Raw genomic sequence first — 24285 nt, forward strand, 5'->3', positions numbered from 1 at the left:
CCCAAGAAGCGGTTCACTGGCCTGCCCCCGTTGAAGTGGTCCTTCATGAAGTATGGTTGGGGATCGGGAAAGATCCGCTAGGCCCCCCGTTTTCATCCTATGACGATGGCGACGACACCACCTGCCTCCGCTGCCCTGACGGCCGAGTGGCCGTTCCCGACGAGGGCGACGATAGGCTCGGCGGTGCGTGCCAAAGGCATCGAGCGCGAGATGAAGGCGCGTCTCGCGTTTGCCGACCGGAAACACCTCGCCGTCGAAGCCGGGCAGGTTCGCCTGTCCTTCGATGCCGGGGACGACAAGCGTCTGGAAGCGGCCGCGGCGGTGATCGCCGCCGTCCTCGACCGGATCGAAGCGCTGCCGGTGCTTCCCCGGGAGATCGAGGACATCCTCACGATCTCGGCGAGCGAGCGGATGAAATGGCTGAAGGACGGCCGTTTGAAGAGCGCGGGAACCCGAACCGTGAAGCTTCGCGGCCGTGCCAAGGCCGTCATCTTCCATGTCTTCGAGCCGAACCATGTGGAGGACGTTCTCGACCGCGATCTCCCGGCGATCTGGCGCGCCGAGGACAGGCAGGCGGCCGTCGAGGCACGGCGACGCGCGGCGGGAAAGGCGGCGCTCACGCGGAGGGGCAAGCGCAGCCCGGAGGCGAAGGCCGGATGCCGTTGCGAACGCTCCGAGCGGACGGACGGCTCCGACCTCAAGGATTGGGACGCCTTCGCTTCGCAGGGCTGGCTTAGGTAGCGCGCGCTGTCAGGAACGCGTCCGCACTGCGCAGGCTCAGCGCCATGATGGTCAGCGCCGGGTTGGCGGCCAGAGCGCTCGGGAAGACCGAGTTGTCCGCGATCCAGAGGTTCTCGACATCGAACGACTTGCCGAACGGATCGACCACCGCCGCGTCGCAGTCCGTGCCCATCCGGCAAGTGCCGATCGTATGGGCGGTGCGCTCCATGACCCAGATGTCCGAGGCGCCGGCCGCTTCCCATATCGAGCGCATGAACGCGACGGCGTGCGCCTTCAGCGCCTGCTCGTTCTCGCTGTAGGAGAACCGCACGAGCGGCTTGGCCATTCCGGTGTCGTCGCGTTCGTCCGAGAGGATCATCCGGTTGTCGTCGCTCGGCAGGCATTCGCCGTTGATGCCGATGCCCGCGAGATGGTTGTAGCGCCCGAGATAGTCGAGAAGATCGCGGCCCCAGAGCCCGCGTCCCCGTGTCACCTGGTCGGCGAAGGTCTGGAGGACGACGCCAAGGCTCTGGACGAGATAGCCGCCGGCGAAGTCCGCGTCTTTCGGCCGAACCATCTCCTCGGTGATGATCGAGGACGGATAGCCTCGGTTCATCCGCATCTCCGTCTCGAACGTTCCCCAGACCTGTGTCGCCACATGCGCCGTGTAGTTCCGCCCGACCTGACCGCTCGAATTGCCGACGCCGCTGTGGAGAAGCAGGCGCGGTGTCTCGATGGCGCCCGCACAGAGGAAGACGGCAGCGCAGCGCTGGCGCCTGTCGCGACCGTTCTCCCGGTAGACGACGGCGGTGATGCGTCCGCTTCCATCCCGCTCGAAGCCGTGCGCCAGACAGTTCGGACGAATCTCGGCGCCATGAGCGACGGCGAGCGGCAGGTAGGTAACGTCCATCGAAGCCTTCGAACCGTTGCGGCACCCCTGGTGGCAATATCCGCAGCCGACGCAGGCGTGTCGTGTGCCGTGCGCCTCCTGCTCGAACGGGCGGGAGACCAGTGCCGCAGGCGCGTCCGCATGACGGATACCCAGGGCAGAACAGGCTTCGAACATGACGCGCGCCGGCCCGTTGCGGGCGACCGCCGGGTTCGCATAGCGGCGGCGCGCGTCCCACGGGTAGTCGGCTGGACCCGACACGCCGAGATACGCCTCGACTTCGTCGTAGTAGGGTTCGAGGTCAGCGTAGTCGAGCGGCCAGTCGACGCCGAGCCCGGTCTCGGTCCGCAGGCGCAGGTCGCGCGGATCGGCTCGCGGCACGAAGGCGCCCCAATGCAGCGTCGAGCCGCCGACGCCGATGCCGCTGTTGTTGGCACCGAACGCCTCCGGGGTCGCACCTCCGCTGATGCGTTCGCCCATCCAGTAGAGATTGGCCGAGGCGGTCTCGTCGGCGACGAATTCGGTCTCGGGGTGACGGTTGGCTCCGGCTTCGAGTGCCACGACCTTCAGCCCCGCCCGGGCCAGCCGCGCCAGGAGCGGCGCGCCTCCCGCGCCCGTGCCGATGACCACGGCGTCGACGACGTCGTCGTCGCGGTAGCGCGCCATGCGGTCGAGGTTCATCGGACGTCCTCGATCATGCGGTCGCTCCAACCTTCGAAGCCTGCGCCGCCTGCCACGCCGTTCGCATGCCCTTCGTAGTCGATGGTGGCCATCGCCGCCGGATGGGCAACGTAGATCCGAACCGCATCGGACCGGAGATCGTCGAACCAGACCTTCATCTGCCCGGCATCAAAACTTCTGTTCGCTGGTGCGACAAAGGTTCCAGCAGCGATCGACGTTAGCAGCGCGTGCTGCGTGTCGCGGGGTGCGGTCGCGAACGGCGACCCTTCGGCTTGTGCCGCCGCATCCAGCGTATCGAGGCCCTTCGCGTAGGCCCGCGCGTCGGCGGGAAGCGTCTCCGCCCGCCATCCGTCCCCCGACCCTTGCGCAAGCTTCGCGTCGATCCGCCGGGCGATGTCCAGCCCCTCGATGGTGTGAGGAACGACGAGCGCCAGGACCGCCCGAAGCACTTCAATGCGGGCGCGCGTCAGAACGACGGGTTCGTAGGGCTCCTCGTCGTATCGCGCACGATCGTCGAGGATCGCCAGGAGGCGAGGGGCGATCCTCGCTTGGCGTGCGATCGCCGCCGTATGTCGATCCATCATATCGCGATCAGCCATCGACGCGGTCCCTCCGCTTCGGAGCGGTCTTCGCAGGTCGATCCTCGCGGCCATAGGCCGTCGACAGCGCCATCAGATGGGCGAGGTGGCTGAGGCCCTGTGGCATGTTGCCCAGAAACGACCTGTCGTTCGGATCGACGATCTCCGACAGCACGCCCGAACCGTGCGAGAGGGCCGTCTGCAGTTCGTCCAACCGTTCGCATGCCTTTGCACTGTCACCGAGAAGCGCCCAGGCTTCCGCCGTCCAGTACGAGCAGGCGAGGAAGCAGCCTTCCTCCTTCTCCGCGCCGGAGTAGCGGTAGTGGAACGGACCGGACCCGAGCTCGCGGTCGATGGCCTCGAGGGTCGCGCGCAGACGGTCGCGTCCGTCGAAGCCGAACCGCACGGCCAGGGCGAGCGAGGCGTCGAGGCGCGTCGTCCCGGGATACATCACGAAGCTTCCGGCCTCCTCCGACCAGCAATGCTCCTCGATCCAAGCGGCGATCCGGTCCCGCTCGCGCATCCAGCGCTCCCGGCAGGTCGTCGGCAACTGACCGCCGTCGGCCAGTTCCACGGCACGGGCGAGCGCCTGCCAGCAACTGATCTTCGACATCGTGTAGTGCTGGATGTCCTCCAGCTCCCAGATTCCCGAATCCGGCGTGCGCCAGAGGTCGGCGCATTCGTCCGCGATGCGCGAAAGCGTCGCCGCGCTCCGGGCGTCGAGGATGTTGCCGCGCTCGACGAAGCGCGACGCGGTCTCGAAGATGTCGCCATAGACGCCGTGCTGGCGCTGCTGGGCCGCGACGTTTCCAGTAACGACGGGGGTCGAGCCGCGATAGCCCGGCATCGCCCATTCCTGGAGGTCCGAGACCAGTCCGCCGTCGAGCGTGTAGCAGACCTGCGTCCCATGCTCTTCGATCCGGTTGAGGAGCCATGAGAATGCGGCCTTGGCCTCGGCCTCGGCACCCGCGGCGAGGAACGCCTTGATCGTGTAGCCCGCGTCCCGCACCCAGGCGTAGCGGTAGTCGTAGTTCTTCGGTCCGCCGACCTTTTCCGGAAGCGATGTCGTCGGCGCGGCGGCGATCGCTCCGGACGGCGAGAACAAAAGGAGCTTCAAGGCGAGCGCGCTGCGCACGAACGCCTCGCGTCCCGGCCCGTCGTAGCTGACGCGTGCAGCCCAGACGCGCCATTCCTCGTCGGAGATGTCGATGCGCTCGTCGATCTCCTCGATCGTCGGGACGACGAGGGGACCGTCGCTGCACGCGATGATGGCGAAGGTGCGCCTCTCGCCCGCTTCGACCGAAAATCTCCCTGTCACGCATTCGTCGGACCAGTCGAACTCCAGATCAGCCGAATGAAGGAAAAGCCCGAGGACATCGCCGACGTTGAAGACCGTCTGCCGGCCGATCGTCGAATGGTAGGGGTTCACCGTGTCGCCGCGTCGGCCGGGACGCATGAGGACGTCGAACCGCATCGAACCGTCGACGCATTCGATGCGGCGCGCAAGCTCGGCCCACGGCAGGCGGCCGGCCGTTCCGCTGTTCAGGGATTCAACGAGGACGGCCTTGCCGCTCGCGGTGGTGAACACCGTCTCCAGCACGTTGCTCGCCTCGCGGTAGCGCTGCTCGACGTTGAACGGCTCGTCCGGCCGGATGGAGAAGCGGCCGCCGTTCTCGCCGTCGAGCAGGCGGTCGAAAGGGGAGGCGAGTCCATGTTCGGGACGCACCACCAGTCGATCGAGCCGTCGGTGCCCGAAAGGGCGACCGAGCGTCCCTCGCCGATTGCGCCGTAGTCCTCCAAAGGAAGATACCCATCGGTGCGCCGGCCGCGCTTGCGCGGATTCTCCGCCCGGATGACGCCCGCCAACCGCTCGGGAACCGCACTCATCGGATGCGCCTCGCGGCAGCGTTGCGGAGCAGGCCGCGCAAGGCCGCCCCCGCGAAGAGAAGCCCTCCGGCGCAGGCGAGCTTGAACGTCCGGACGTCGCGGCTGGTGACGTATTCGGAGGGCGAACCGACAACGTCCCCGACGCGAGGACCGTCGATCCTGGCAGGTCCCGATGCGGGCTCAGCAAGGTTGCCCTTACGTGGGGGCATCGGGTCTCCCTGCTGCGCCTCGATCATGCCCGCGGCCTGCCGATCCGCGAACGATGGTGCGAGAGCTTGGCCGAGCGCCATCATGACGGTGGACCGACCGACCCAGACCTCGCGCTGGGGGTCGAGCACCGAGGAGAACACGGCTTCCGCGCAAAGACGCGGATCGAACAGCGGGTCCGGGATGACCTGCTCGTGGCCGGTGCGGTTGCGCGCCCAGGTGGGTTGCGGCGTGTTGACGCCGGGCAGGTAGACGACGGAAAGGGTGACGCGCGACTTCTCCGCGATGAGCTCGGCGCGCAGGGAATCGGTGAACCCGCCGACTGCGGCTTTCGCCCCGCAGTAGGCCGCTTGCAGCGGCGCGCTGCGGAACGCCAGCCCGGACGACACCTGGACGATCGCTCCGCGGCCTTGCTTTCGCATCTGCCGCAGGGCCGCGAGGGTCCCATAGACTTGTGACAGGTATGTCAAAGCGGTGACCTGCTGGTACTCCCCGGCGGTGATCTCGTCCGCCGGCGCGACGACCGTCGTCATCGCGTTGTTGATCCATGCGTCGATCCGGCCGAACGCCTCGATCACCTGCGCCGCGGCGGAGTTCACCTGTTCGGGGTCGGCAACGTCGGTCGGAATGTCGAGGACGGTGCCGCCGACGCGCTCCAGCCGGGTACGGGCCTCACGAAGACGCTCCGGCTCGCGGGCGAGGATGGCGATCGTCCAGCCCGCTTTCGCGAAGCGCTCGGCGATAGCAAGGCCGATCCCGGCACTTGCACCCGTTACGACGGCAACTTCCATGAATCGATGACCTTGTCCGCACGGCTTCACACGCCGACGGCAGAGCCGACGCCCGAGCACAGTCCTGTTCTGCATCGCACAACGTCCGAGCCTAGCACCCGTTCGCCGGCAAACGGTCGCGAAGGGTGCGACACATCCGCCTTCGGCGGTTCGAACTCGTCAGGCGAGCGAACGATGCGCGTCTTCCGGTGTTGGTGAGATCCAAGCCAATCTGCGATCGGATCCTCGTGCCCCTGAACCTTCTCGTCGTCTCCAGCGAAACCCCGGATCAGCAGGAGGCGCGTCGCCGATGGGTCGGTGAGGCTTCGCACGAGACTTACGCGTCCACGATCCAACAGCTCGCTCCAGACGCGAGCATCAGCCACTGTTCCTGCATCGATGGCTCACAGCTCCCGAGCCTGGCCGACATCCACGGTGTCCTCTTCGCCGGCTCGCCCATTCAGATGCACGAGGAGAACGACGAGACGCGCGCGGCCGCATGCTTTGCCGCGGCGCTATTCGAGGCCAGCGCCAAGGCTTTCGGTTCGTGCGCGGGCCTCCAGATCGCGGCAGTCGCGGCTGGCGGTACGTGCCGGCCGCGCCGCGAGTCGATGGAGGCAGGCTTCGCGCGCGGCATCGTCGCGACGAAGGCTGGGCGTGACCACCCGATGCTGTCCGGGCGGCCGCTGTCCTGGGATGCGCCCGCGATGCACTCCAGTGTCGTCGACACCCTTGGGTCCGGAGGGTCGGTTCTGGCCCAAACCAGAAGCACGCCCGTCGAGGCCGCCGAAATCCGGAGCGGGCGAGGCATCTTCTGGGGCGTCCAGTACCATCCCGAGCTGACGGTGACCGAGATCGCGGCAACTCTTCGGCGTCAGGCGAAGGATCTCGTCGAAGCGCGAATGGCGCGCGACGAGCCTTCCGTCGAGTCCTACGCGTGCCTCCTGGACGACCTCGGTTCGCCCGGTAGCCCCGACATCGCCTGGCAGGTCGGCATCGACGAGGAGATTACCGACCCCGTCAAGCGAACGAGGGAGCTCTCTAATTTCCTTCGCTTCATCACCAATCGCTGAGTCGCGTCGGCCGGCTCGCCTTCGTTCGGGTCGCGGCGAACGGGCTCATGGCGGAGCTTGACCGGCGCGACTATGGTGTGCCGACATGGTCTACGCTCCTGACCTCGCCGCGATCGACACGACGTCCTGCGACCGCGAACCGATCCACATCCCTGGATCGATCCAGCCCTATGGCTGCATGCTTATCGCGGACGCCGAGCTTCGCGTCGTCGGCCACGCCGGTCTCCCGGGCCTGGACGAGAGCGACCTCGTCGGCCAGACGCTCCCGGATATTCTATCCGGGCGCCTCTCGCTGACACCGGAAAGCGTGCCCGCCAGCGGTCTCTACGTTCTCGGAGCCGTGACGTTCCGGGGGGAGGTGAAGGACGCCGTCGCCTTCCGCACAGGGGAGCACGTCGTCGTAGAACTGACGGATCGGGACGATGGCCCGGAGCTCGACGCAAGCTTCCTCGCCGAGATCGAGGCTGTCGGCGGCTCGCTCGATCGGGCCAACTCGTTCAGCGAGCTGTTCGACGAGGCCGCACGAACGTTCCAGCATCTGACCGGCTACGACCGGGTGATGATCTACCAGTTCGTCGACGACGAAGCGGGCGTGGTCGTCGGCGAGGCGCTATCCGACAGCACCGCCAGCTTCATGAACCACCACTTCCCGGCATCGGACATCCCACGGCAGGCCCGGGCGCTTTACGTGCGCAACCGCGTCCGAGTCATTGCGGACGTCCATTACGAACCCGCGCCGATCGTCGGGGCGCCGGAGCTCACTGAGATCGATCTCAGCGATTCCACGCTCCGCAGCGTCTCTCCCGTCCACATCCAGTACCTGAAGAACATGGGTGTGGAGGCCTCCGCCTCCATGTCCATCGTGAAGGACGGCATCCTTTGGGGCCTGGTCGCCTGCCACCATCATTCGCCGCGGCCCCTGTGCCTGACGACGCGGCTCGCAAGCCAGACGCTCGCATCGAGCCTCGCGCGCCAGGTCAAGGCCCGCGAGGACAGCGATCTCTATCGCGAACGGCTACGGCTTCGTTCGCACGAGGACATCGTCCTCAGGCGGCTCGGCGGAGACCAGACCCTCGAGCGGTTCTTCGACGGGTCGGGCGAGGACCTTGCCCGCCTCATGCGCGCCGATGGCTTCGCGGCCGTGCAAGGAGGCGAGGTGTACTGTGCCGGCTCGTGCCCTTCTGCCGAGGACATCCGGGAGATCGCATCCTTCGTGAAGGCACCGGGGGCGCTGAAGCCCTTTGCGAATGCGAGCCTTGCCCGCGACCTGCCGAACGCACGGGCCTATGCGGATATCGCGAGCGGCCTCCTCGCCATCACCATGTCGACGGAAGTTCCGACGATCCTCATGTGGTTCCGGGCGGAGTACCTTCAGGTGGTGCAGTGGGCGGGCAATCCGCACAAGGACGTGCCGGCGACCCTGGGCGAGACCCTTCGCCCGCGTTCGTCCTTCGAAGCTTGGTCCGAGAGCGTGCGTGGGCGATCGAGACCCTGGACGATCGGCGAGACCGAGGCCGCATCGCGGATCGTACGGCTTCTCCTCGACGCGCGGACCAACACCCGGCTGGAGCGGCTGAACGAGGAGCTGGCGACGACGATCCGCGAGAACGAGACGCTGCTCCGGCAGAAGGACTTTCTCCTCAAGGAGGTCAATCACCGCGTCCAGAACAGCCTCGGTCTCGTCTCGGCGTTCCTTCGTCTCCAGCGAAGAGAGGCCTCGGCCGAGGCGGCGACGCACCTCGTCGAAGCCGAGAAGCGCCTGAACGCGGTTGGGCTGGTCCACAAGCGCCTTCATCAGGACGACAGCGTCGAGATCGTCGACCTGTCGCGCTACTTCGAGGAACTCGGCGGCGAGCTGTTCGGCAGCCTCGGAGAAGCATGGGAACGCCAGATCACGCAGGACTACGCGCCCATCCTCGTGACGACGGACCGCGCGGTCAGTCTCGGCCTCATCCTGAACGAGCTTGCGACGAACGCGATCAAATACGCCTACGGAAGCGAGCCCGGCCCGCTCGGCATCCACCTCATGGAGCATCGCGACCGGCTCCGCCTGACGATCTCCGACAAGGGCGTCGGTCGCTCGGGCTCGGTGAAGGGAAGCGGCTTCGGCACACGCATGCTAGCCGCCCTCGTGGAGCGTCTCGACGGCACCCTCGAGTACGAGGACAACCATCCGGGCGTTCGTGCGATCCTCAACGCTCCCATCCAGGCCGCCTCATAGGCTTCAGCCCGAAATCAAGAGGCTATGGATCGTTGGACGGCGCCCGGCGTTGGCACTCGGCAGTGGAGTGCGACGCGTGGAGCCGATGGCAAACGAGACGAACCGATATGCACTCGTTGCCGACGACGACGGTATCATCCGCATGGACGCTTCGGCGATCCTCGAGGATGCGGGATACGAAACGCTCGAAGCCAGCAACGTCGAAGAGGCGCTCGCCGAACTCGAGCAGCACGGGCACGACATCCAGATCCTGTTCACCGATGTTCACATGCCGCCGAGCGAGCGGGATGGGTTCGAGCTTGCGAGACTCTGTTCGAAGGGCTGGCCGCATATCGCGATCATCGTCGCCTCCGGCGCGGCGGAGCCGAAACCGGATGATCTGCCCGAGGGCGCGGTCTTCATCCGCAAACCGTTCTCGCCAGAGGTAGTTCAGGACCACTTGACGCGTGTTAAGGGCGAATAGAGAAGACCTGTGATCGTCCCGTTAATCTGATGATTTCTGCTTGGATCGATTAGTAGTCCCTCGGAGGGCCAAGAGCGATAGCCGAACGCACTCGCTCGTTTCCGTAAACGTGTTTTGCCATCATCTGTGGAAACGGGTCCGGCGGGGTCCCCATCGTAGGCGAAAGCCGCATGATCGGGAGAATCCGCTTTAGAATTCGTCCTGCGGCGGGAACAGCGTTCCAGCCTGAAGTTCTAAAGCCGTGCGTCCCTTCGATCGGTTTCGGCTCGTCGAGGATGACGAGGAACAAATACTTCGGATCGTTCGCGGGCAAGACACCCATGAATGAGGTCATGACGCGCGTTCTCTCGTAGCGTCCATTGATCACCTTCTCGGCGGTGCCAGTCTTGCCGCCGATGTAGTAGCCATCGATGTTCGCGCCTTTGGCCGACCCCGATATGGCGTTGAGACGCATGAGGTAGCGCAGCGCTTCGCCGGTCCCAGGCGAGACGACCGGGTCGCGGATAATGCGCTCCGCTGCGTTCGATCCCTTCACGAAGGTTGGGCGGATCAGTTTGCCTCCGTTCACGAGGGCGGCGACGCCCATCGACGCCTGCAGCGGCGTGACGGCGAGCCCGTGCCCGAACGCGATCGTGGCGGTGTTCACGGCTTGCCAGTTTCGAGGGACGATCGGGCTGGCGCTCTCGGGCAGCTCAGTCGTCAGTCGATCAAGTTGACCGAGCTGCCGCAGAAAATCCTTGTGCCGGTCGACACCGACCCCCATCGCCATCCGGCCGAAAGCAATGTTCGAGGAAACCAGGAAGGCCTCCGGCAAATTAAGAGGCCGGTTCTCGCCCCGGAAGTCGTTGATCCTGAAGCGGCCAAAGCTAATGGGTTTGCTGGCGTCGAAGATCGAATTGAGGGTAAAGTTGCCTGAGTCCAAGGCCATGGCGGTCGTCATCGCCTTGAATGTCGAACCCATTTCGTAGACGCCGACATTGATCCGGTTGATGTGCTCCGGCTTCTGAGCCTGCGTCGCGTCGTTGGGGTCGAAGTCCGGCAGGGAAACGAGGGAGATCACCTCGCCGTTCGTGACATCGAGGACGAGACCCGCTCCGCCCACGGCTTCGAAGCGCTCGATCTCGGACGCGAGCTGGTCGGCGAACGCGTACTGAACCTTCATGTCGATACTCAGTTCGACGGGCGCCAGTTCATCTGCTTCAATCGCGAGTCCCGAAGACCGCAGCGCTTTGAGACCGCTTTGATCGATATAGCGTTCTATGCCTGCGATGCCCTTGTTATCGATGTCTGTGGCATCGAACCATTTGAAGCGCCAGGCCTCGCCCGCGAAGACATGGATCACTACTTGCCGCGGTCGCTCTATCCGTTCGCCGGCGCCAATCTGCGCAACCTTGCGCCGATGGGGGGCAAGTGTAACCGTGCGTACAAGCAGGCGCTCGATGTCATCTGCGACGGTGCCGGGCAGAGGCGAAGATGCTTTGATCCGTACGGCGAGAGCCGCGCGGAAGTCTCATTGCTAGCGAGCCGGCCATTTGAGGGCGGTGGCACGGATCCGTTCCCCCTACCCGTGTGGCGGGTGGATCTGCTGGGCGATGCAGAATCCGTCGCCACCTGGGATCATGTCTTCCAGATTCGCCGCCGCTACGAGGGGAAGGTCCAAGCACACTTCCGCGAGTGGATGGAGCACTTCGCGATCTGGTGCGAGGGGCAGGTGGGTCTCATCACAACCCGAGAGGAGGTGATCTCCGCATTGGGTGGATACCTCGATTTCGTTCTTCAGCGCACTCATGATGATGGTGCCCATCTAAAAAGAGCGATGTTCCAGATGCTGCGTCATCAGTGCGCGGAAGCGGATGTTTCCGATCGGCTGACGAATTGGCTATCCGCCCTAGTCAGAAGCCAGAGGCAGCTCGCCGCGTAGACCCGTCATCAGGGGGTTCTGCGGATTCCAGTCTCGCAAACTGATGCCTCTTGGAAGGAGTCGCGCCTCGGCCAATTGCGCTGGCGCAACGTGAAGGTCCGCTTGCCAGTCCCGCGACCCGAAAGCGGGCGGACGGCTTACGGCCCAACCTAGCCTAATTCCCGCAGAAGTGGACAAGGAACGGCAGAGCGTCCGGCTAGTGGGGCACTCAGCTCGCTGAGCGATCGGCAGCCTCAAGCTGCGAACAGGCCGTCCTCGGAAGCGAAGCCCTTGATCTCGATCGGGTTGCCGGAGGGGTCGAAGAAGAACATCGTGCGCTGTTCGCCCGGTTCGCCCTCGAATCGAACGACCGGCGGAATGTCGAACCGCACCCCCTTGGCCTCCAGTCGCGCTGCCAGCGCCTTCCAATCGTCCAACATCAGCGCGACGCCCATATGCGGCATCATCACCATGTGATCGCCGACCTTGCCGGTCCGCGTCGTTTCGAACGGCTTGCCGAGATGCAGCGAAAGCTGGTGGCCGAAGAAATCAAAATCGACCCAGGTGTCGGTCGAGCGACCTTCCCTGCAGCCGAGCGTATCGCCGTAGAAGGCGCGGGCCTCGTCGAGATCGGTGACGTGGCAGGCGAGATGGAAGACGGATTTCATTTCATGTCCTCGAGACTGCGATCGGTATAGTTGGCGGGCGGCCGGCTCACAGGCCGGCTCCAGTGGTTGCGGCGCGGATGGTCGATGCTCTCAGGCGGCCATCCAACCGCCGTCGACCATCAGATTGTGGCCGGTGATGTAGCTCGCCTCATCGCTGGCGAGGAACAGGGCCGCTCGGGCCACGTCGTCCGGGGTGCCGAGACGCGGCATCGGCGTGCGTTGGTTCGAATAGTCGATCCAGTGCGGGTCGTTCGCCCGCCCCGGCTTTCCAGTGATGATCTTGCCGGGCGCAACGGCGTTGCAGATGATGCCGTCCTGCGCATAGTCGGCCGCGATCTGCCGTGTCATGTAGGCGATGCCGGCCTTCGACACGCCATAGGCGAAGTCTTCGGGCGCGGCGATCATGCCATGCTGGGACGAGATGTTGACGATGCGCCCACGCGCCTCGCCGTGCGGCGTCTGACGCAGCATCCGACGCACCGCCGCGCGGGCGCACAGGTAGGCGCCCTTCAGATTGACGTCCATCACGCGGTCCCAGTCGCTCTCGCTCGTCTCGACGAGGCGGGCGGGCGCATGGATCGCCGCGTTGTTGACGAGAATGTCGACGCGACCGAACTGTGCGGCGGCGGCGTCGACGAGCGCCTCGACTTCCGAGCCCCGGGAGATGTCGGTGCGGTGGAAGATGCCCGTACCCCCCTCGGCCGCGATCAGGGCGCAGGTGGGCTCTCCGCTCTCGACCACGTCCTCTGTAAGGTCGGCGACGACGATTCGGGCGCCTTCGCGGGCGAACATGCGCGCGATCGCCCGTCCGATGCCGGACGATCCGCCGGTCACGATTGCGGTCCTGCCCTCAAGGCGCATCGTCGAGTTCCTTTCGCTCATGTCCGGGCGATCCCGCTCAGGAAAGCCCGCGCCCGCTCGCTGCGGGCGGCGGTAAAGAAGGCCTCCGGGTCGCCCTCCTCGACGATCGCGCCGGCATCCATGAAGACGACGCGGTCCGCGACGCGCCGTGCGAAGCCCATCTCGTGCGTCACGACGATCATCGTCATCCCCTCCTCGGCGAGATTCACCATGGTCTGGAGAACCTCGCGGATCGTCTCGGGATCAAGCGCGGACGTCGGCTCGTCGAACAGCATGGCTTTCGGGCGCATGCAGAGGGCTCGAGCGATCGCGACGCGCTGCTGCTGCCCGCCCGACAGGGCGTTGGGCAGCTTGTCGGCATGCTCGCTCACCATGACCTTGGCGAGCATGTCGCGCGCCCGCCTTTCGGCCTCGGCGCGCGGCACGCCGGCGATCCTGACTTGGGCGATGGTGCAGTTGCCGAGAACGGTCAGATGCGGGAACAGATTGAAGTGCTGGAACACCATGCCGATGTCGCGGCGCACCTTGTCGAGCGTCGCCGTCTGCCCATCGAGCCGGTGTCCGTTGACCACGATCTCTCCGGCGTCGAAGGACTCCAGCCCGTTGATGCAGCGGATCAGCGAGGATTTGCTCGAGCCCGAAGGGCCGCAGACGACCACCTTCTCGCCGGGTCCGACCTTGAGGTCGATACCGCGCAGCGCCTCGTACTTCCCGTACGATTTGCGCACGCCCTTCAGGGTGATCAACGGCTTGCTCACGTGGTCTCCCGCAGCCAGCGGATGGTCTCTTCGGCCGCGCGGGTCGGCGATGTCGTCGCCACTGGCCCGAGCGCCGACTCGATACGGGCGCTGTCGAGGACGGCCCGGTCGTGCGAAAGGGCCGGGCGCAGCGTGGCCGCCGCGTCGTCGATGCGCCATTCGAAGTCTTCGATGCAGCCGGTCAGCGCCGCACACCATTCCGCTAGGCCGAGAACCGGCCCGCCGAGGTTGAACAGGCGATGCGGGACGGTCTCCCGCGAAGCGATCTCAACGATGGCCCGCGCTGCGTCCCGGCTGTGAATGAAGTCGCCGCGCACCGGCCGCGAAAGGACGCAGCGTCCCATCTCCAGTGCCTGGTCGAGCACCTGCCGGGGCGGGCTGAGGATCGGGCGCAGTCCCGTCTGGTATTCCCAGGGCCCGAAGGCGGGACCGAGGCGGATTGCGCGAACGTCTATCGACCACAACTCGCCGAGCCGCAGCGCCGCCTGTTCCGCGGCGAGCTTGGTGATGCCGTAGAGGCTGGAGGGCGCCGGCGGCGTGTCCTCGTCGAGCGCACGCTCGACGAGCCGCCTTTCGCTCCCGTAGACCGCGACGGAGCTGAGGACGACCACACGCCGAACGCCCACCTGCCGGGCGCGCGACAGCGCAGCGAGCGTGCCGTCGACATTGACCGAGAGGATATCGCGCGGCCGCGCGGCCTCCATCGCCGCGTCCGGCGTGACGGCCGCTCCGTGGATGAGGACGTCCGTCTCCTCGTCGATGGCGTGGACGAGGTCCGGCGCCGCACGAACGTCTCCGGACAGGATGCGCGTGCCGCGCAGAGCCGGATGGCCGCCGATCGCCGCGGGCAGAGCACCGGTGCCGAAGAGGCTGACGGTGTCGCCACGCGCAAGGAGAGCCTCCGCGATCGCCAGTCCGATGAAGCCGGTTCCTCCGGTGACGGTGATCCGCATCAGCGCGCCTTCAGGGCGTTGCGTTCCAGCCGCGCGACGATGCGGGCGAACGGCCACAGGAGAACGAAGAAGATCACGGCTGCGGCGACGAGGGGCGTCGGATTGTAGGTCTGCTCTTGGGCGACCCGCGCCGAGCGAAGGAGCTCGGGCAGCGCGACGAGCGCGGCGATCGACGTCGTCTTGACGAGCTCGAGCGAGTTGGACGCCAGGGGAGCGACCACTTTGCGCACCGCCTGCGGCAGGATGATGTAGACGAGCGCCTTGAATCGGTGGAAGCCGAGCGCCGAGGCCGCCTCGAACTGCCCCTTCGGGATCGAGGCGAGGCCGGCACGGAAGATCTCGCCGAAGTAGCCTGTGTTGTTGAGGACGAGCGCGAGGACCGCCGAGGCGAAGTTCGAAAGAGTCAGTCCGACGAAGGGCAGGCCGTAGGCGATCAGGACCAGGAGCACGAGCACCGGGAAGGAGCGCAGGAGGTCGATGACGACGATGATCGCCAGCCGCGTGCGACGACCTGCGAAGCTGTACAGCAGCGCGATGCAGAGCCCCGAGGCGACTGCGAGCGGCAGCGCGGTGAGCGCGAGAAGCAGCGTCAGCTGCAACCCCTGCAGCAGCAGCGGATAGATCAGCAGCAGGCTGTCGAGATTGGCGAAGTTCTGGAGGAAGAGTTCCATCAGGCGACGCCCGCGCCGCGCGTTCCCACCCGCCATTCGACGATGCGGCTGAGGATCACGAGAGGAATGAAGAAGCACAGGTAGAAGGCTGCGGCGAGCGTCAGCGGGGACGGGTTCGCCATGATCGCCATCGCGCTCTGCGCGCTCGACAGGATCTCAGGAAGCGCCACCGCGCTGCCGAGCGCCGTGCCCTTGGTGATCGCGATCGCGCGATTGGTCAGGAGCGGCGTCGCAAGGCGCATGGCCTGAGGCAGGATCACCAGAAACATCACCGGGGTTGGCCGCAGACCGAGCGCGCTCGCCGCGTCCCACTGCCCCTTCGGCAGCGCCTGGATCGACGCGTAGAAAGTCTCGGCTGAGAAGGCTGCGAGGACGGCGCCGAGAGCCATCACGGTGGTCGTAAACGGCGAGGGCGCCCAGCCGGCATAAGGCAGGCCGAAATACAGGATGATCATGATGACCACCTGGGGCAGCGTGCGGAAGATGTCGCTGAAGATCGCGACGGGAACGGTCGCGAGCCGGTTCGGGGTGCAGCGCACGATCGCGAGCGCGAGGCCAAGGAGGATGCCGACGACGATCACGCAGACGGCGACCTGTACCGTGACCCAGAAGCCTTGCAGCATGGCCGGCAGTGCCCGCGCCATGATCGCGGCGTTGAAGTAATTGTCGACGATCCGGTCCAACTTGCCCTCGCGACGATGGAGCTGGGCGGCATGGGTGCCGCCCGGCTGGAGCGGTGGGATCAGTTGCAGGACGGCGTGTGCGGCTCGTCCAGGAAGCCGGTCATCTCCGGCGGCCCGTATCCCTCGTAGACGGTGACGAGCGAGGAGCCTTCCGCAGGCTCGGCCCCGTACCATTTGCGGTAGAGTTCGGTGAGCGTGCCGTCGAGCTTCATGCACTCGATCTGCTCTTCCACCTTGTTACGGTACTCGACGCTGTCCTTCCGGAAGGCGAAGCCGAAATTGCGGCCGTTGAAGTCGGTGAAGGCGACCTCGACCGCGCTGTTGCGGCTGGCGGCGTAGACGACGGTCGGAATCTCGTTCAGTGCCGTGAAGGCGCGCCGCGTGATCACCGCCTGTACCGTGTCCGGGAAGGTGTCGTAGCGCTCCACGGTGAAACCATAGGTCTCGGCATTCGCGGTGGCCCAGGTGTCGGAGATGGTCCCGCGGTTCACCGCCAGCGTCTTGCCGTCGAGATCCTCGAAGCCGCTCATGGTCTCGCCCGCCAGCGTGAGGAACCCGTTGCCGGTGGCGAAGAACGGCTCGGTGAAGAGCATCTGCTCGGCGCGTTCGGCGGTGATGTTCAGTGGATTGACCGTGAACTCGATGCGCCCGGAGAAGAGCGCGGCGAACAGTCCGGAGAAGTTGATGTCGACGATCTCGACGGACGGGCGATCGAGACGCTCGGCGAGTTCGGTGACGAGGTCGAAGCCGAAGCCCTCGGGGCCGTTCGTCCCGCGCATCATCCAGGGTGCGACACCGAAGTCGGAGCCGACCACGAGCGGCTGGTCGGACGGGTGGGCGCTCTCCTGTGCCGTCGTCGGCACGGCCCATGCCGCCTGCGCGGCAATCAGACCGGCAAGGGTCGCCTTCAGCATGCTGTTCATGACCTGCTCCTTCGGTTGCAAGAGGTTAGACGCGGTGATGCGTGTGCCAGTGCCGGGCGATGTCGCCGCGGCGGCAGACCCAGACGCCCGAATGGGCGGCGACATGATCGAGGAAGCGCTCGAGGCCGGCGGCGCGTGCGGGATGTCCGGTCAGGCGCAGATGCAGGCCCACCGACATCATCCTCGGCGTGGTCGCGCCTTCGCGGTAGAGAACGTCGAAGGCGTCGCGCAGCATCTCGAAGAACTGGCCGCCCGTGGCGAGGCCCCCGCGGATGAACTTGGCGTCGTTGTTGGTCAGCCCGTAGGGCACGATGAGGTGCGGTCTGCCCTGGACATCCACCCAATAGGGCAGTTCGTCGGCGTAGCTGTCGCTGTCATAGAGAAAGCCGCCATGCTCGGCGAGCAGCCGGCGGGTGTTGACGCTCGGCGCATAGCGGCAATACCAGCCGAGTGGCCGGGCGCCGATCGTGTGCTCCATGCTCTCGACCGTTCTCGCGATGCGCTCGCGCTCGGTGTCTTCGTCCAGCCCGCTGTGGTTCTCCCATCTCCAGCCATGGGCGCAGACATCGAACTGCGACTGGCGAATGTGCTCGCAGACCTCGGGATTGCGCTCCAGGGCCAGCCCGCAGCCCATGATCGTCGCCGCGAAGCCGCGCTCCTCGATCATGCGCGCGATGCGCCAGTAGCCGACGCGGCTGCCGTATTCGAACATCGATTCGGCGGCAAGGTCGCGGCCCTCGAACTGGCCGCCGCCCTCCGTCAGGCCGCGCTCGCTGGTCGCATCGCCGTCCTGTACCGAGGGTTCGGACCCCTCTTCGTAATTGACCACGAGATTGAGCGCGAGCCGTGCGCCGTCCGGCCAGCGCGGGTTCGGCGGGTTGCGGCCGTAGCCGACGAAGTCGCGGGTCGGCTGGCGTTCATGCGGCATCGGAAGCCTCTTCGGTGTTTGCCACAAGCGTCACAGTGAAGGGCTGCGGCAGTTCGAAAAAGACGTCGTCGTCGGCCTGGCCGACCGCCATCGACACCAGGAACTGGGCCGGAGCCTCGAGGACGCTCAGGCCATGGTGCCAGACATTGCGCGCGTAGCTGACGCCCTGCGAGGGCTTTGCCACGAAGGCCTCGACGGTCGACAGATCGGGCTCGCCCGTGGCGTCTGAGCGGCAGACGACCACGAGGGATGGCTGACCGAGGAGGGGCGCGAAAAGCTGGCGCGAATGCGGATGGCGTTCGAGCATCGTGATGCGGGCCGGCATGACGAGAGCCTCGCCGACGCGCGAAACCCAAGCGACCGCGTTCGCTTCCAGGAGGTCGGGATAGTGCGTGCGTCGTTCGTCGCCGAGGTGCTCCACCACCTGACCGAAGGGAGCGAACGCCTCGGCCGTCAGCGCTCGCGCTGTGACATCGGTGCGGGAAGGCGCTTCGGACATCGAGCTCTCTTCGGATACGAGTGGGATACCAGTGGAGTATCAAACGTTCGCTAGAGCTTGTCGATTGAAATCAACAAAACAGGGTAGAATGCGCGATGATTCGAACGAACGCTTTTCTTTTCGGCAGTCCCCGATCATTCGGTGGGCAGGCTGCCGTCCGCAGAAACAGCGCCGTGACCGAAGGTTGGGAGACACGACGGATGTCCAATGCGACCGCGCAGAAGGCCGTCGAAGCGCCGGCGAGCGTGTCCGAGCAGGCCTATCAGCATCTTCGGTCGCGGATCATCGCGCGTGACCTCGCGCCGGGGAGCGTCCTGGGTGAACGGCGGCTGGCCGAGGAGTTGCGGGCGTCCCGCACGCCGCTTCGCGCCGCGATCAGTCGTCTCGAAGGGGAGGGGCTAATCGAGCGGCTGTCGAACGGCAGCGTGGTGATCCGCCAGGTGTCGGTCGACGAGCTCTTCGACATTCTCTACGTGCGACGGCTTCTGGAGAGCGAGGCGGCGTTCACCGCGGCGACGTCGCTCGATCGCGGCCTTCTGGCCGCTCTCATCGCGGAAAGCCATGAACTGCTCGGCAGCTCGAACGTCTCCTTCGAAGACTTCTGGCGCTACAACGACCGGTTCCATGCGCAGATCGCGGACGCCACGGGGCGTCCGGTTATGGCGCGCACGATCACCGATCTGCAGGGCAAGGCCCGAATGTGCCACATCAAGCAGATGTCCGGGCACTTCGAGAACCAGATCCAAGAGCATCTGGCGGTCTTGAAGGCGATCGAGGCCGGCGACGGACGGGCCGCCAGGCGCGCGATGAGCAAGCACTTCGATAAGGTGCAAAGCCGGCTGCTGGGCTGGCTCGGCGCGCGATAAAATGTTTGCGACGCGAAGCCTGGCTGAATTCGACCTCGTATGTCCGTCGCTCTCAGCTTGAACAACGGTAGCTGAGTTCGATCCTTTAGATACCAGTCAGGCAGAATAGAAGGTGCCGCGCGACCGCCGCTGCTTACTCGAAGCGTCGGCAGCTTTCTACCCCCTGTCGCCCCACAGCGGAAGGTCTCCTTTCGGCCCTCAAGCGCTGTGTGGCGCTTGAACCAGCAGCACACTCCCTATCGGCGCCTGGCGGTCTATGCACATCTTTGACGAGTAATGTCGTTTTCGTTCTCAGTTCTCGTCGCTGGGATTCAGCGCATCGTTGAGGCCGTCACCGAGGAGGTTGAAGCCGAGGACGATGGTGACGATAGCGAGGCCCGGCCAGATCGACATCCAGGGCGCCTCGGTCATGAATTGGCGCGCAACGTCGAGCATGCTGCCCCAAGATGCGGCAGGTGGGCGTTGGCCGAGGCCTAGGAAGGCGAGGCTCGCCTCGGCGAGGATTGCGACAGCCATGGTGATCGTCGCCTGTACCACCACTGGGGTCACGACGTTCGGGAGGACGTGCGAGACGATGATCGCTCGGTCCCTCATCCCCTGACCGCGTGCGGCCGTCACGAAGTCCTCGTTCTTGATCGAGAGCACCTGGCCGCGCACCAAGCGGACGAAGATCGGCATCGCCGAGATACCGATCGCGATCATCGCGTTCTGGAGGCTCGCCCCGAGGAAGGCGGCGAGCGCGATCGCCAGGACGAGGAATGGGCAAGCAAGAAGCGCGTCGGTGCAGCGCGAGATGATCGTGTCGATCCAGCCGCCGAAATAGCCCGCGATCAGGCCGAGCGGCAGGCCGGCGAGAATGGCGATACCAACCGCGATGAGGGCGGCAAGAAGCGAGGCCTGCGCACCGTAGATGACGCGAGAGAGCACGTCGCGGCCGAGATCGTCGGTGCCCATCCAGTGTGCTGCCGACGGCACCTGACGAACGTTCAGCCAGTTCGAGGCGACGGGATCGTAGGGGGCGATGAGCGGCGCGAAGAGTGCCATCACGACGAAGAACGCAACGATGGCGAGGCCGATGACGGCGCTACGTTGGGACGCGGCGCGCCGCCAAAAACTTCGGGTGCGCGGCCGGGAATGTCCGGTCTGTGTGGCGGTCGCGCTCATGCCTGCAGCCTCGGGCTTAGCTTGACGTAGAGAATGTCGGCGATGAGGCTGAGGAGGAGGAAGATCGCTGCCGAACACAGGATCACCGCTTGCACCACGGCGTAGTCGCGGCTGAACACGCCGTCGACGATCATCTTGCCGAAGCCGGGAATGCCGAAGACCTGTTCGGTGAGGACGGCCCCCGAGAGAAGTTCGCCGAGATGCAGCGTCCCCGTCGTTACCACCGGGGTCAGACCGTTGCGCAGCGCATGCCGCACGATGACGATGCGCTCCTTCAGCCCCTTGGCGCGGGCGGTACGCACGTAGTCCTGCTTGAGGACGGTGAGCATCGAATTTCGCGTGTGGCGCATGATGATCGCGGCCGCCGCGGTTCCGAGGACAAGGCTCGGCAGGGTCGTGTATCGTAGGTTCTCGAGCGGCGACTGTAGGAAGCTCACATAGCCGCCGCTGGGCAGCCAGCCGAGCGAGACGGCAAAGGCCATGATGAGCATGATGCCGAGCCAGAAGCTCGGCACCGACAGGCCGGCCAGCCCCACTGTCGTCACGGCAACGTCTATGAGGCTGCCGCGCCGCAGAGCGGCGTAGACACCGGCCGGCACGCCGATCACAATGGCGATCAGCATCGCCTGGAGCGACAGTTGCAACGTCACGGGAAGGCGCTGAGCGAGCATCTCGCCGATCGGCAGGCGCGTGCGGATGGAGGTTCCGAAATCGCCCTGCAGGATGCCGGTGAGCCATGTGAGGTACTGGACGGGCAGCGGCTGATCGAGACCGTAGCGAATGCGTATGCTCTCGATCACCGCCGGGTCACGATCCTCGCCGGCGAGCGCGATGGCCGGATCGCCGGGCAGCAGCTTCAGGAGCAGAAACACGAAGACCGACAGGATCAGGAGCGTCGGGATCGCCGACGCCAGACGCCGCAGGATGAAGTTCAGCATCTGCATGCCGAGGGCCTTCCGGGCGACCGCGCAGGCGCTGGGCCCGCCCGGTCGCGGTTAGAATGTCAGTTCGAAGGCTTCACGCCGGTGACGCGCAGGAGACCGTCGGGATGGATGGCGATGCCCTTGACCCCGGCCCGTGCGCCGTAGAACCACGACGGATGGTAAAGTGGGATGGTCGGCAGGTCGTTCAGGAGGATGCCGGCGGCCTCGTTGTAGAGGGCGACACGCTCGTCCTGGCGGACCTCGCTGCGGGCCTTGGCGAGTACGTCGTCGAGCGCGGTGTTCTCGTAGCCGTTGAGGTTCTGGCTGCCGGCCGCGCCGAAGAAGGTGTTCAGCGTGGGATCGGGATCGGCGCGGCCGCTCCAGTTGCCGATATAAAGCTGGAAGTTGCCCGCCTGGTACCGTTCAATCGCCGAGGACGTTTCGAGCGGCAAGAGTTCGACCGCAAAGCCCGCCTCACCGGCCATCGCCTGGATGATCTGGGCGACACGTCCGTCCGTCAGCGAGTTCTCGTAGGTGATCTCGATCGAAGGACGGTCGACGCCGACCTCGGCGATCAGCGCCTTCGCCTGCTCGACGTCGCGCGCCGGCATCGGGTGGTCCTTGCTGTGGAACGGGCTCAACGGCGTCAGCATCTGGTTGTCCGCCGTGAAGGCGCCGTTGAAGGCGACCTGGTTGATCGCCGTGCGGTCGAGAGAGAGCTCCAGAGCTCGCCGCAGTTCGGCGTGCTCGGCGAGCGGGCTGCCGGAGTCGGCACGCAGATTGATGAAGAGGTGCGAAACGCCGAGGCCCGGCGACTCGTGCAGCGCAAGGCGCTCGTCGCCTTCCAGCGTCTGAAGATCTGTCGGCGCGATGCGCTCCGCGACATCGAGATCGCCGGCCTGCAGGCGCGACAGGCGAACCGTGGAATCCGGAAGGATCTGATATTCGACGCGGTCGTAGCCAATCGCCTCGGCGTTCCAGTAGTCCGCAAACTTCTCTAGAACGATAGAGTCGCGGGCGCTGCGGCTGACGAAGCGGAACGCGCCCGAGCACACCGGAGCGGCGGCGAAGCCGTCGCCCGCCGCCTCGGCCGCCGCTGTCGAGACCATCATGCCGGCGCGGTCCGTCAGCACCGACAGGAGCGGCGCGAACGGGGCGTCGAGCTTGAAGACGACGGTCTGCGGATCGACGATCTCGATTTCCGTGATCGGCGACAGCTCGGCCTTGCGCTTGGATTCGGCGAGCGTCTGCATGCGCTCGATGTTGTCCTTCACCGACTGCGCGTCGAAGGCGGTGCCGTCGTGGTAGACGACGTTTTCACGCAGCTTCAGCGTCAGCTCAGTACTGGCGTCGTTCCAGCTCCACTCGGTGGCGAGCTTCGGCACAAACCGGAGATCACCGTCAATGTCGATCAACTTGTCGCAGAGCGCCTCGAAGACGATGCGGCCGGCATAGGTGCCGCCCAGTGCCGGATCGAGCGCGTCGGGATCGTCCTGCAGCCCGACTCGCAGGTCGGCGGACCTCGCGGACGAGATGCCGGCCAGCATGATGGCCGCGACGATGGAGAGCCTACCCCCGATGGTCATGATCATTCCCCTTGCGCTTCGAAAACCGACAACCGCAGCGAACTATAGCTCGAGGCTTTTGTAAAGTTGGTGGACGATCTTTTTGGCAATGTCCGTCAGAGCGCCGTAACGGATGGGTCGACGGCATTGACCGGCAGTCCATCTTGGGTAATTTGTCCACATAAGGAACTAAAGCCGGCTCGTCATGATCCTCGCCTCGCAATCGTTTTCGTCCCGCCAGCAAATCCAACGCGCTGTGATCCTGGCGGTTATGGACAACGCCCAGGTCTCGCGTGCGGAGCTGGCGCGGGTGTCGGGCCTGTCCAAGCAGACGATGTCCGACGTCTTCCGCGGGCTGGAGGATGACGGGTGGATCGAGGTCGTTGGCCGCACGTCCGGCAGCGTCGGGCGCAGCGCAGCCGTCTATGAACTGTCAGCCAATCGAGCGCTGCTCTTCGGAGCCGATGTCGGCGGCACTAAGATCCACGCCGCGCTCGCAGACGCGCAGGGCGACCTCCTTGCCGAGATGGAGGTGCCGACGACGCAGGCCGGCGCCGTGGCCTTCGGCGAGCAGATCGTCGAATGCTGCGGCGCGCTTGCCGCGGAGGCGAACCAACCACCGGACCGGATCGCCGCCGGAGCGGTCGGTATCCCCGGTGCCTTCGACCCGGCCCGGCGCGAGCTCTTCATGGTGCCCAACATCACCGGGATGAACGGATACGCCATCCAGGACGACCTCCATGGGCGCCTGGGCTTCCCGGTCCGGGTGGACAACGACGTCAACATGGCCGCCAAGGGCGAGATGTGGCGCGGCGAGGGACGCGACATTGCCTGCTTCGTCTTCATCGCGCTCGGCACCGGCATCGGCATGGGGATCATCAACGAGGGACGCATCCTTTCGGGTTCGAGGGGAGCGGCCGGCGAAATCTCGACCCTGCCGATCGGCGGCGACCCGTTCGATGCGCGTGGCTTCCATGCCGGCGTTCTAGAGCGCAGCGTCGGCAGTATCGCCATCCGCGACCGCTACGAGGGCGCCGGCGGTGCGCGAGGGCTCACGGTCCGCGACATCTTCGAGGCGGTAGAGGCCGGCGATGAGGCGGCTGGAGCCGCGCTCACCGAGGTCGCGCGGCAGATCGCCGTCGGTATCGTGGCGATCTGCGCCATCCTCGATCCGCAGCGCATCGTCATGGGTGGCAGCATCGGCGCACGTGAGGAACTGCTGAAGCGCATCCGGCATTTCATCCCGCTCTGCACGCCGACGCCGCCCGAATGCGTGGTCAGTACGCTCGGGCGCCGCGCGGGGCTCCTGGGAACGATCAGCCAGAGCCGAGATCTCCTACGCGAGCTGCTTCTGACAACCGAGCCCGCGAGGGTCGGACGGCCATGATGCCCAGACCGACGAGCGCGCGGATGGCGAACAGGCATTTTCGGGTC

The 24285-nt window shown here is 65.9% G+C and carries 24 protein-coding genes; 7 read left to right on the forward strand and 17 right to left on the reverse strand.

The features are described from left to right. The first annotated feature begins 183 nt into the window (after positions 1–183). A complete protein-coding gene (locus tag AC6R2M_RS01270) occupies positions 184–741 on the forward strand; it encodes a hypothetical protein (RefSeq protein ID WP_500484716.1) in 558 nt (185 codons plus the stop codon). Here the strand turns inward: AC6R2M_RS01270 and AC6R2M_RS01275 are convergent. From AC6R2M_RS01275 to AC6R2M_RS01290, 4 genes are all read right to left on the reverse strand, one after another. Next, positions 734–2290 (reverse strand): GMC family oxidoreductase, encoded by a 1557-nt coding sequence (locus AC6R2M_RS01275; RefSeq protein ID WP_500484718.1) that lies wholly within the window; start codon positions 2288–2290, stop codon positions 734–736. The two genes, AC6R2M_RS01270 and AC6R2M_RS01275, sit on opposite strands and share 8 nt — an antisense overlap. Next, positions 2287–2943 (reverse strand): gluconate 2-dehydrogenase subunit 3 family protein, encoded by a 657-nt coding sequence (locus tag AC6R2M_RS01280; protein ID WP_500484720.1) that lies wholly within the window; start codon positions 2941–2943, stop codon positions 2287–2289. Before AC6R2M_RS01280 ends, AC6R2M_RS01275 begins: the two co-directional genes overlap by 4 nt. Next, positions 2882–4594 carry a glycoside hydrolase family 15 protein gene (locus AC6R2M_RS01285; RefSeq protein WP_500484722.1) on the reverse strand — a complete coding sequence of 571 codons (1713 nt, stop codon included), beginning with the start codon at positions 4592–4594 and terminating at the stop codon, positions 2882–2884. Before AC6R2M_RS01285 ends, AC6R2M_RS01280 begins: the two co-directional genes overlap by 62 nt. Positions 4595–4751: 157 nt before the next feature. Beyond that, complete coding sequence (locus AC6R2M_RS01290; protein ID WP_500487445.1) at positions 4752–5753, reverse strand: SDR family oxidoreductase; 1002 nt, start codon at positions 5751–5753, stop codon at positions 4752–4754. Positions 5754–5980: 227 nt separating this feature from the next. On the opposite strand from AC6R2M_RS01290, the gene AC6R2M_RS01295 reads away from it, so the two are divergent. The 3 genes from AC6R2M_RS01295 to AC6R2M_RS01305 all read left to right on the forward strand — a co-directional run bounded on the left by AC6R2M_RS01295 (position 5981) and on the right by AC6R2M_RS01305 (position 9489). Then, positions 5981–6805 (forward strand): gamma-glutamyl-gamma-aminobutyrate hydrolase family protein, encoded by an 825-nt coding sequence (locus AC6R2M_RS01295; protein WP_500484724.1) that lies wholly within the window; start codon positions 5981–5983, stop codon positions 6803–6805. Between the two features lie 85 nt (positions 6806–6890). Continuing rightward, entirely contained in the window at positions 6891–9026 is a 2136-nt protein-coding gene (locus tag AC6R2M_RS01300) for a histidine kinase dimerization/phosphoacceptor domain -containing protein (RefSeq protein WP_500484726.1), read from the forward strand. An 85-nt stretch (positions 9027–9111) separates the two neighbouring features. Next, complete coding sequence (locus tag AC6R2M_RS01305; RefSeq protein WP_500484728.1) at positions 9112–9489, forward strand: response regulator; 378 nt, start codon at positions 9112–9114, stop codon at positions 9487–9489. A 49-nt stretch (positions 9490–9538) separates the two neighbouring features. On the opposite strand, the gene AC6R2M_RS01310 is transcribed toward AC6R2M_RS01305, so the two are convergent. Next, positions 9539–10831, reverse strand: coding sequence for a peptidoglycan D,D-transpeptidase FtsI family protein (locus AC6R2M_RS01310; protein WP_500484730.1), 1293 nt, complete (start codon positions 10829–10831; stop codon positions 9539–9541). Between AC6R2M_RS01310 and AC6R2M_RS01315 the strand changes: the two genes are divergently transcribed. Then, the gene (locus tag AC6R2M_RS01315) at positions 10823–11410 is read left to right on the forward strand and encodes a hypothetical protein (RefSeq protein WP_500484732.1); all 588 of its coding nucleotides are present in this window, start codon (positions 10823–10825) and stop codon (positions 11408–11410) included. The genes AC6R2M_RS01310 and AC6R2M_RS01315 overlap by 9 nt on opposite strands. A 233-nt stretch (positions 11411–11643) precedes the next feature. Here AC6R2M_RS01315 and AC6R2M_RS01320 read toward each other — a convergent pair whose 3' ends face one another. The 9 genes from AC6R2M_RS01320 to AC6R2M_RS01360 all read right to left on the reverse strand — a co-directional run bounded on the left by AC6R2M_RS01320 (position 11644) and on the right by AC6R2M_RS01360 (position 18333). Beyond that, positions 11644–12057, reverse strand: a complete 414-nt coding sequence (locus AC6R2M_RS01320; protein WP_500484734.1) for a VOC family protein — start codon at positions 12055–12057, stop codon at positions 11644–11646. A 90-nt stretch (positions 12058–12147) separates the two neighbouring features. Next, on the reverse strand, positions 12148–12939 hold the full coding sequence (locus tag AC6R2M_RS01325) for an SDR family NAD(P)-dependent oxidoreductase (RefSeq protein WP_500484736.1): 792 nt from the start codon (positions 12937–12939) through the stop codon (positions 12148–12150). Continuing rightward, positions 12936–13664, reverse strand: coding sequence for an amino acid ABC transporter ATP-binding protein (locus AC6R2M_RS01330; protein ID WP_500487447.1), 729 nt, complete (start codon positions 13662–13664; stop codon positions 12936–12938). Before AC6R2M_RS01330 ends, AC6R2M_RS01325 begins: the two co-directional genes overlap by 4 nt. 8 nt (positions 13665–13672) lie before the next feature. Further along, positions 13673–14629 (reverse strand): NAD-dependent epimerase/dehydratase family protein, encoded by a 957-nt coding sequence (locus AC6R2M_RS01335; protein WP_500484738.1) that lies wholly within the window; start codon positions 14627–14629, stop codon positions 13673–13675. Continuing rightward, a complete protein-coding gene (locus AC6R2M_RS01340; RefSeq protein WP_500484740.1) occupies positions 14629–15300 on the reverse strand; it encodes an amino acid ABC transporter permease in 672 nt (223 codons plus the stop codon). The genes AC6R2M_RS01335 and AC6R2M_RS01340 overlap by 1 nt, the downstream gene beginning before the upstream one ends. Then, positions 15300–15983, reverse strand: a complete 684-nt coding sequence (locus tag AC6R2M_RS01345; protein WP_500484742.1) for an amino acid ABC transporter permease — start codon at positions 15981–15983, stop codon at positions 15300–15302. The genes AC6R2M_RS01340 and AC6R2M_RS01345 overlap by 1 nt, the downstream gene beginning before the upstream one ends. Before the next feature lie 59 nt (positions 15984–16042). Further along, entirely contained in the window at positions 16043–16906 is an 864-nt protein-coding gene (locus AC6R2M_RS01350; RefSeq protein WP_500484744.1) for a substrate-binding periplasmic protein, read from the reverse strand. A 25-nt stretch (positions 16907–16931) separates the two neighbouring features. After that, a complete protein-coding gene (locus AC6R2M_RS01355; protein ID WP_500484746.1) occupies positions 16932–17834 on the reverse strand; it encodes an allantoinase PuuE in 903 nt (300 codons plus the stop codon). After that, complete coding sequence (locus AC6R2M_RS01360) at positions 17824–18333, reverse strand: ureidoglycolate lyase (RefSeq protein ID WP_500484748.1); 510 nt, start codon at positions 18331–18333, stop codon at positions 17824–17826. Before AC6R2M_RS01360 ends, AC6R2M_RS01355 begins: the two co-directional genes overlap by 11 nt. A gap of 95 nt (positions 18334–18428) precedes the next feature. On the opposite strand from AC6R2M_RS01360, the gene AC6R2M_RS01365 reads away from it, so the two are divergent. Further along, on the forward strand, positions 18429–19199 hold the full coding sequence (locus AC6R2M_RS01365) for a GntR family transcriptional regulator (RefSeq protein ID WP_500484749.1): 771 nt from the start codon (positions 18429–18431) through the stop codon (positions 19197–19199). A gap of 291 nt (positions 19200–19490) precedes the next feature. Here the strand turns inward: AC6R2M_RS01365 and AC6R2M_RS01370 are convergent, their stop codons facing one another. The 3 genes from AC6R2M_RS01370 to AC6R2M_RS01380 form a co-directional block, all read right to left on the reverse strand. Then, positions 19491–20363: an ABC transporter permease gene (locus tag AC6R2M_RS01370; protein ID WP_500484751.1), complete on the reverse strand. Its 873-nt coding sequence runs from the start codon at positions 20361–20363 to the stop codon at positions 19491–19493. Further along, entirely contained in the window at positions 20360–21301 is a 942-nt protein-coding gene (locus AC6R2M_RS01375) for an ABC transporter permease (RefSeq protein WP_500487449.1), read from the reverse strand. The genes AC6R2M_RS01370 and AC6R2M_RS01375 overlap by 4 nt, the downstream gene beginning before the upstream one ends. Before the next feature lie 65 nt (positions 21302–21366). Further along, a complete protein-coding gene (locus AC6R2M_RS01380; protein WP_500484753.1) occupies positions 21367–22872 on the reverse strand; it encodes an ABC transporter substrate-binding protein in 1506 nt (501 codons plus the stop codon). Positions 22873–23056: 184 nt separating this feature from the next. Between AC6R2M_RS01380 and AC6R2M_RS01385 the strand changes: the two genes are divergently transcribed. Next, positions 23057–24238, forward strand: a complete 1182-nt coding sequence (locus AC6R2M_RS01385) for an ROK family transcriptional regulator (RefSeq protein WP_500484755.1) — start codon at positions 23057–23059, stop codon at positions 24236–24238. The last annotated feature ends 47 nt before the right edge of the window (positions 24239–24285 follow it).

Source organism: Aureimonas sp. CAS (assembly GCF_059838215.1).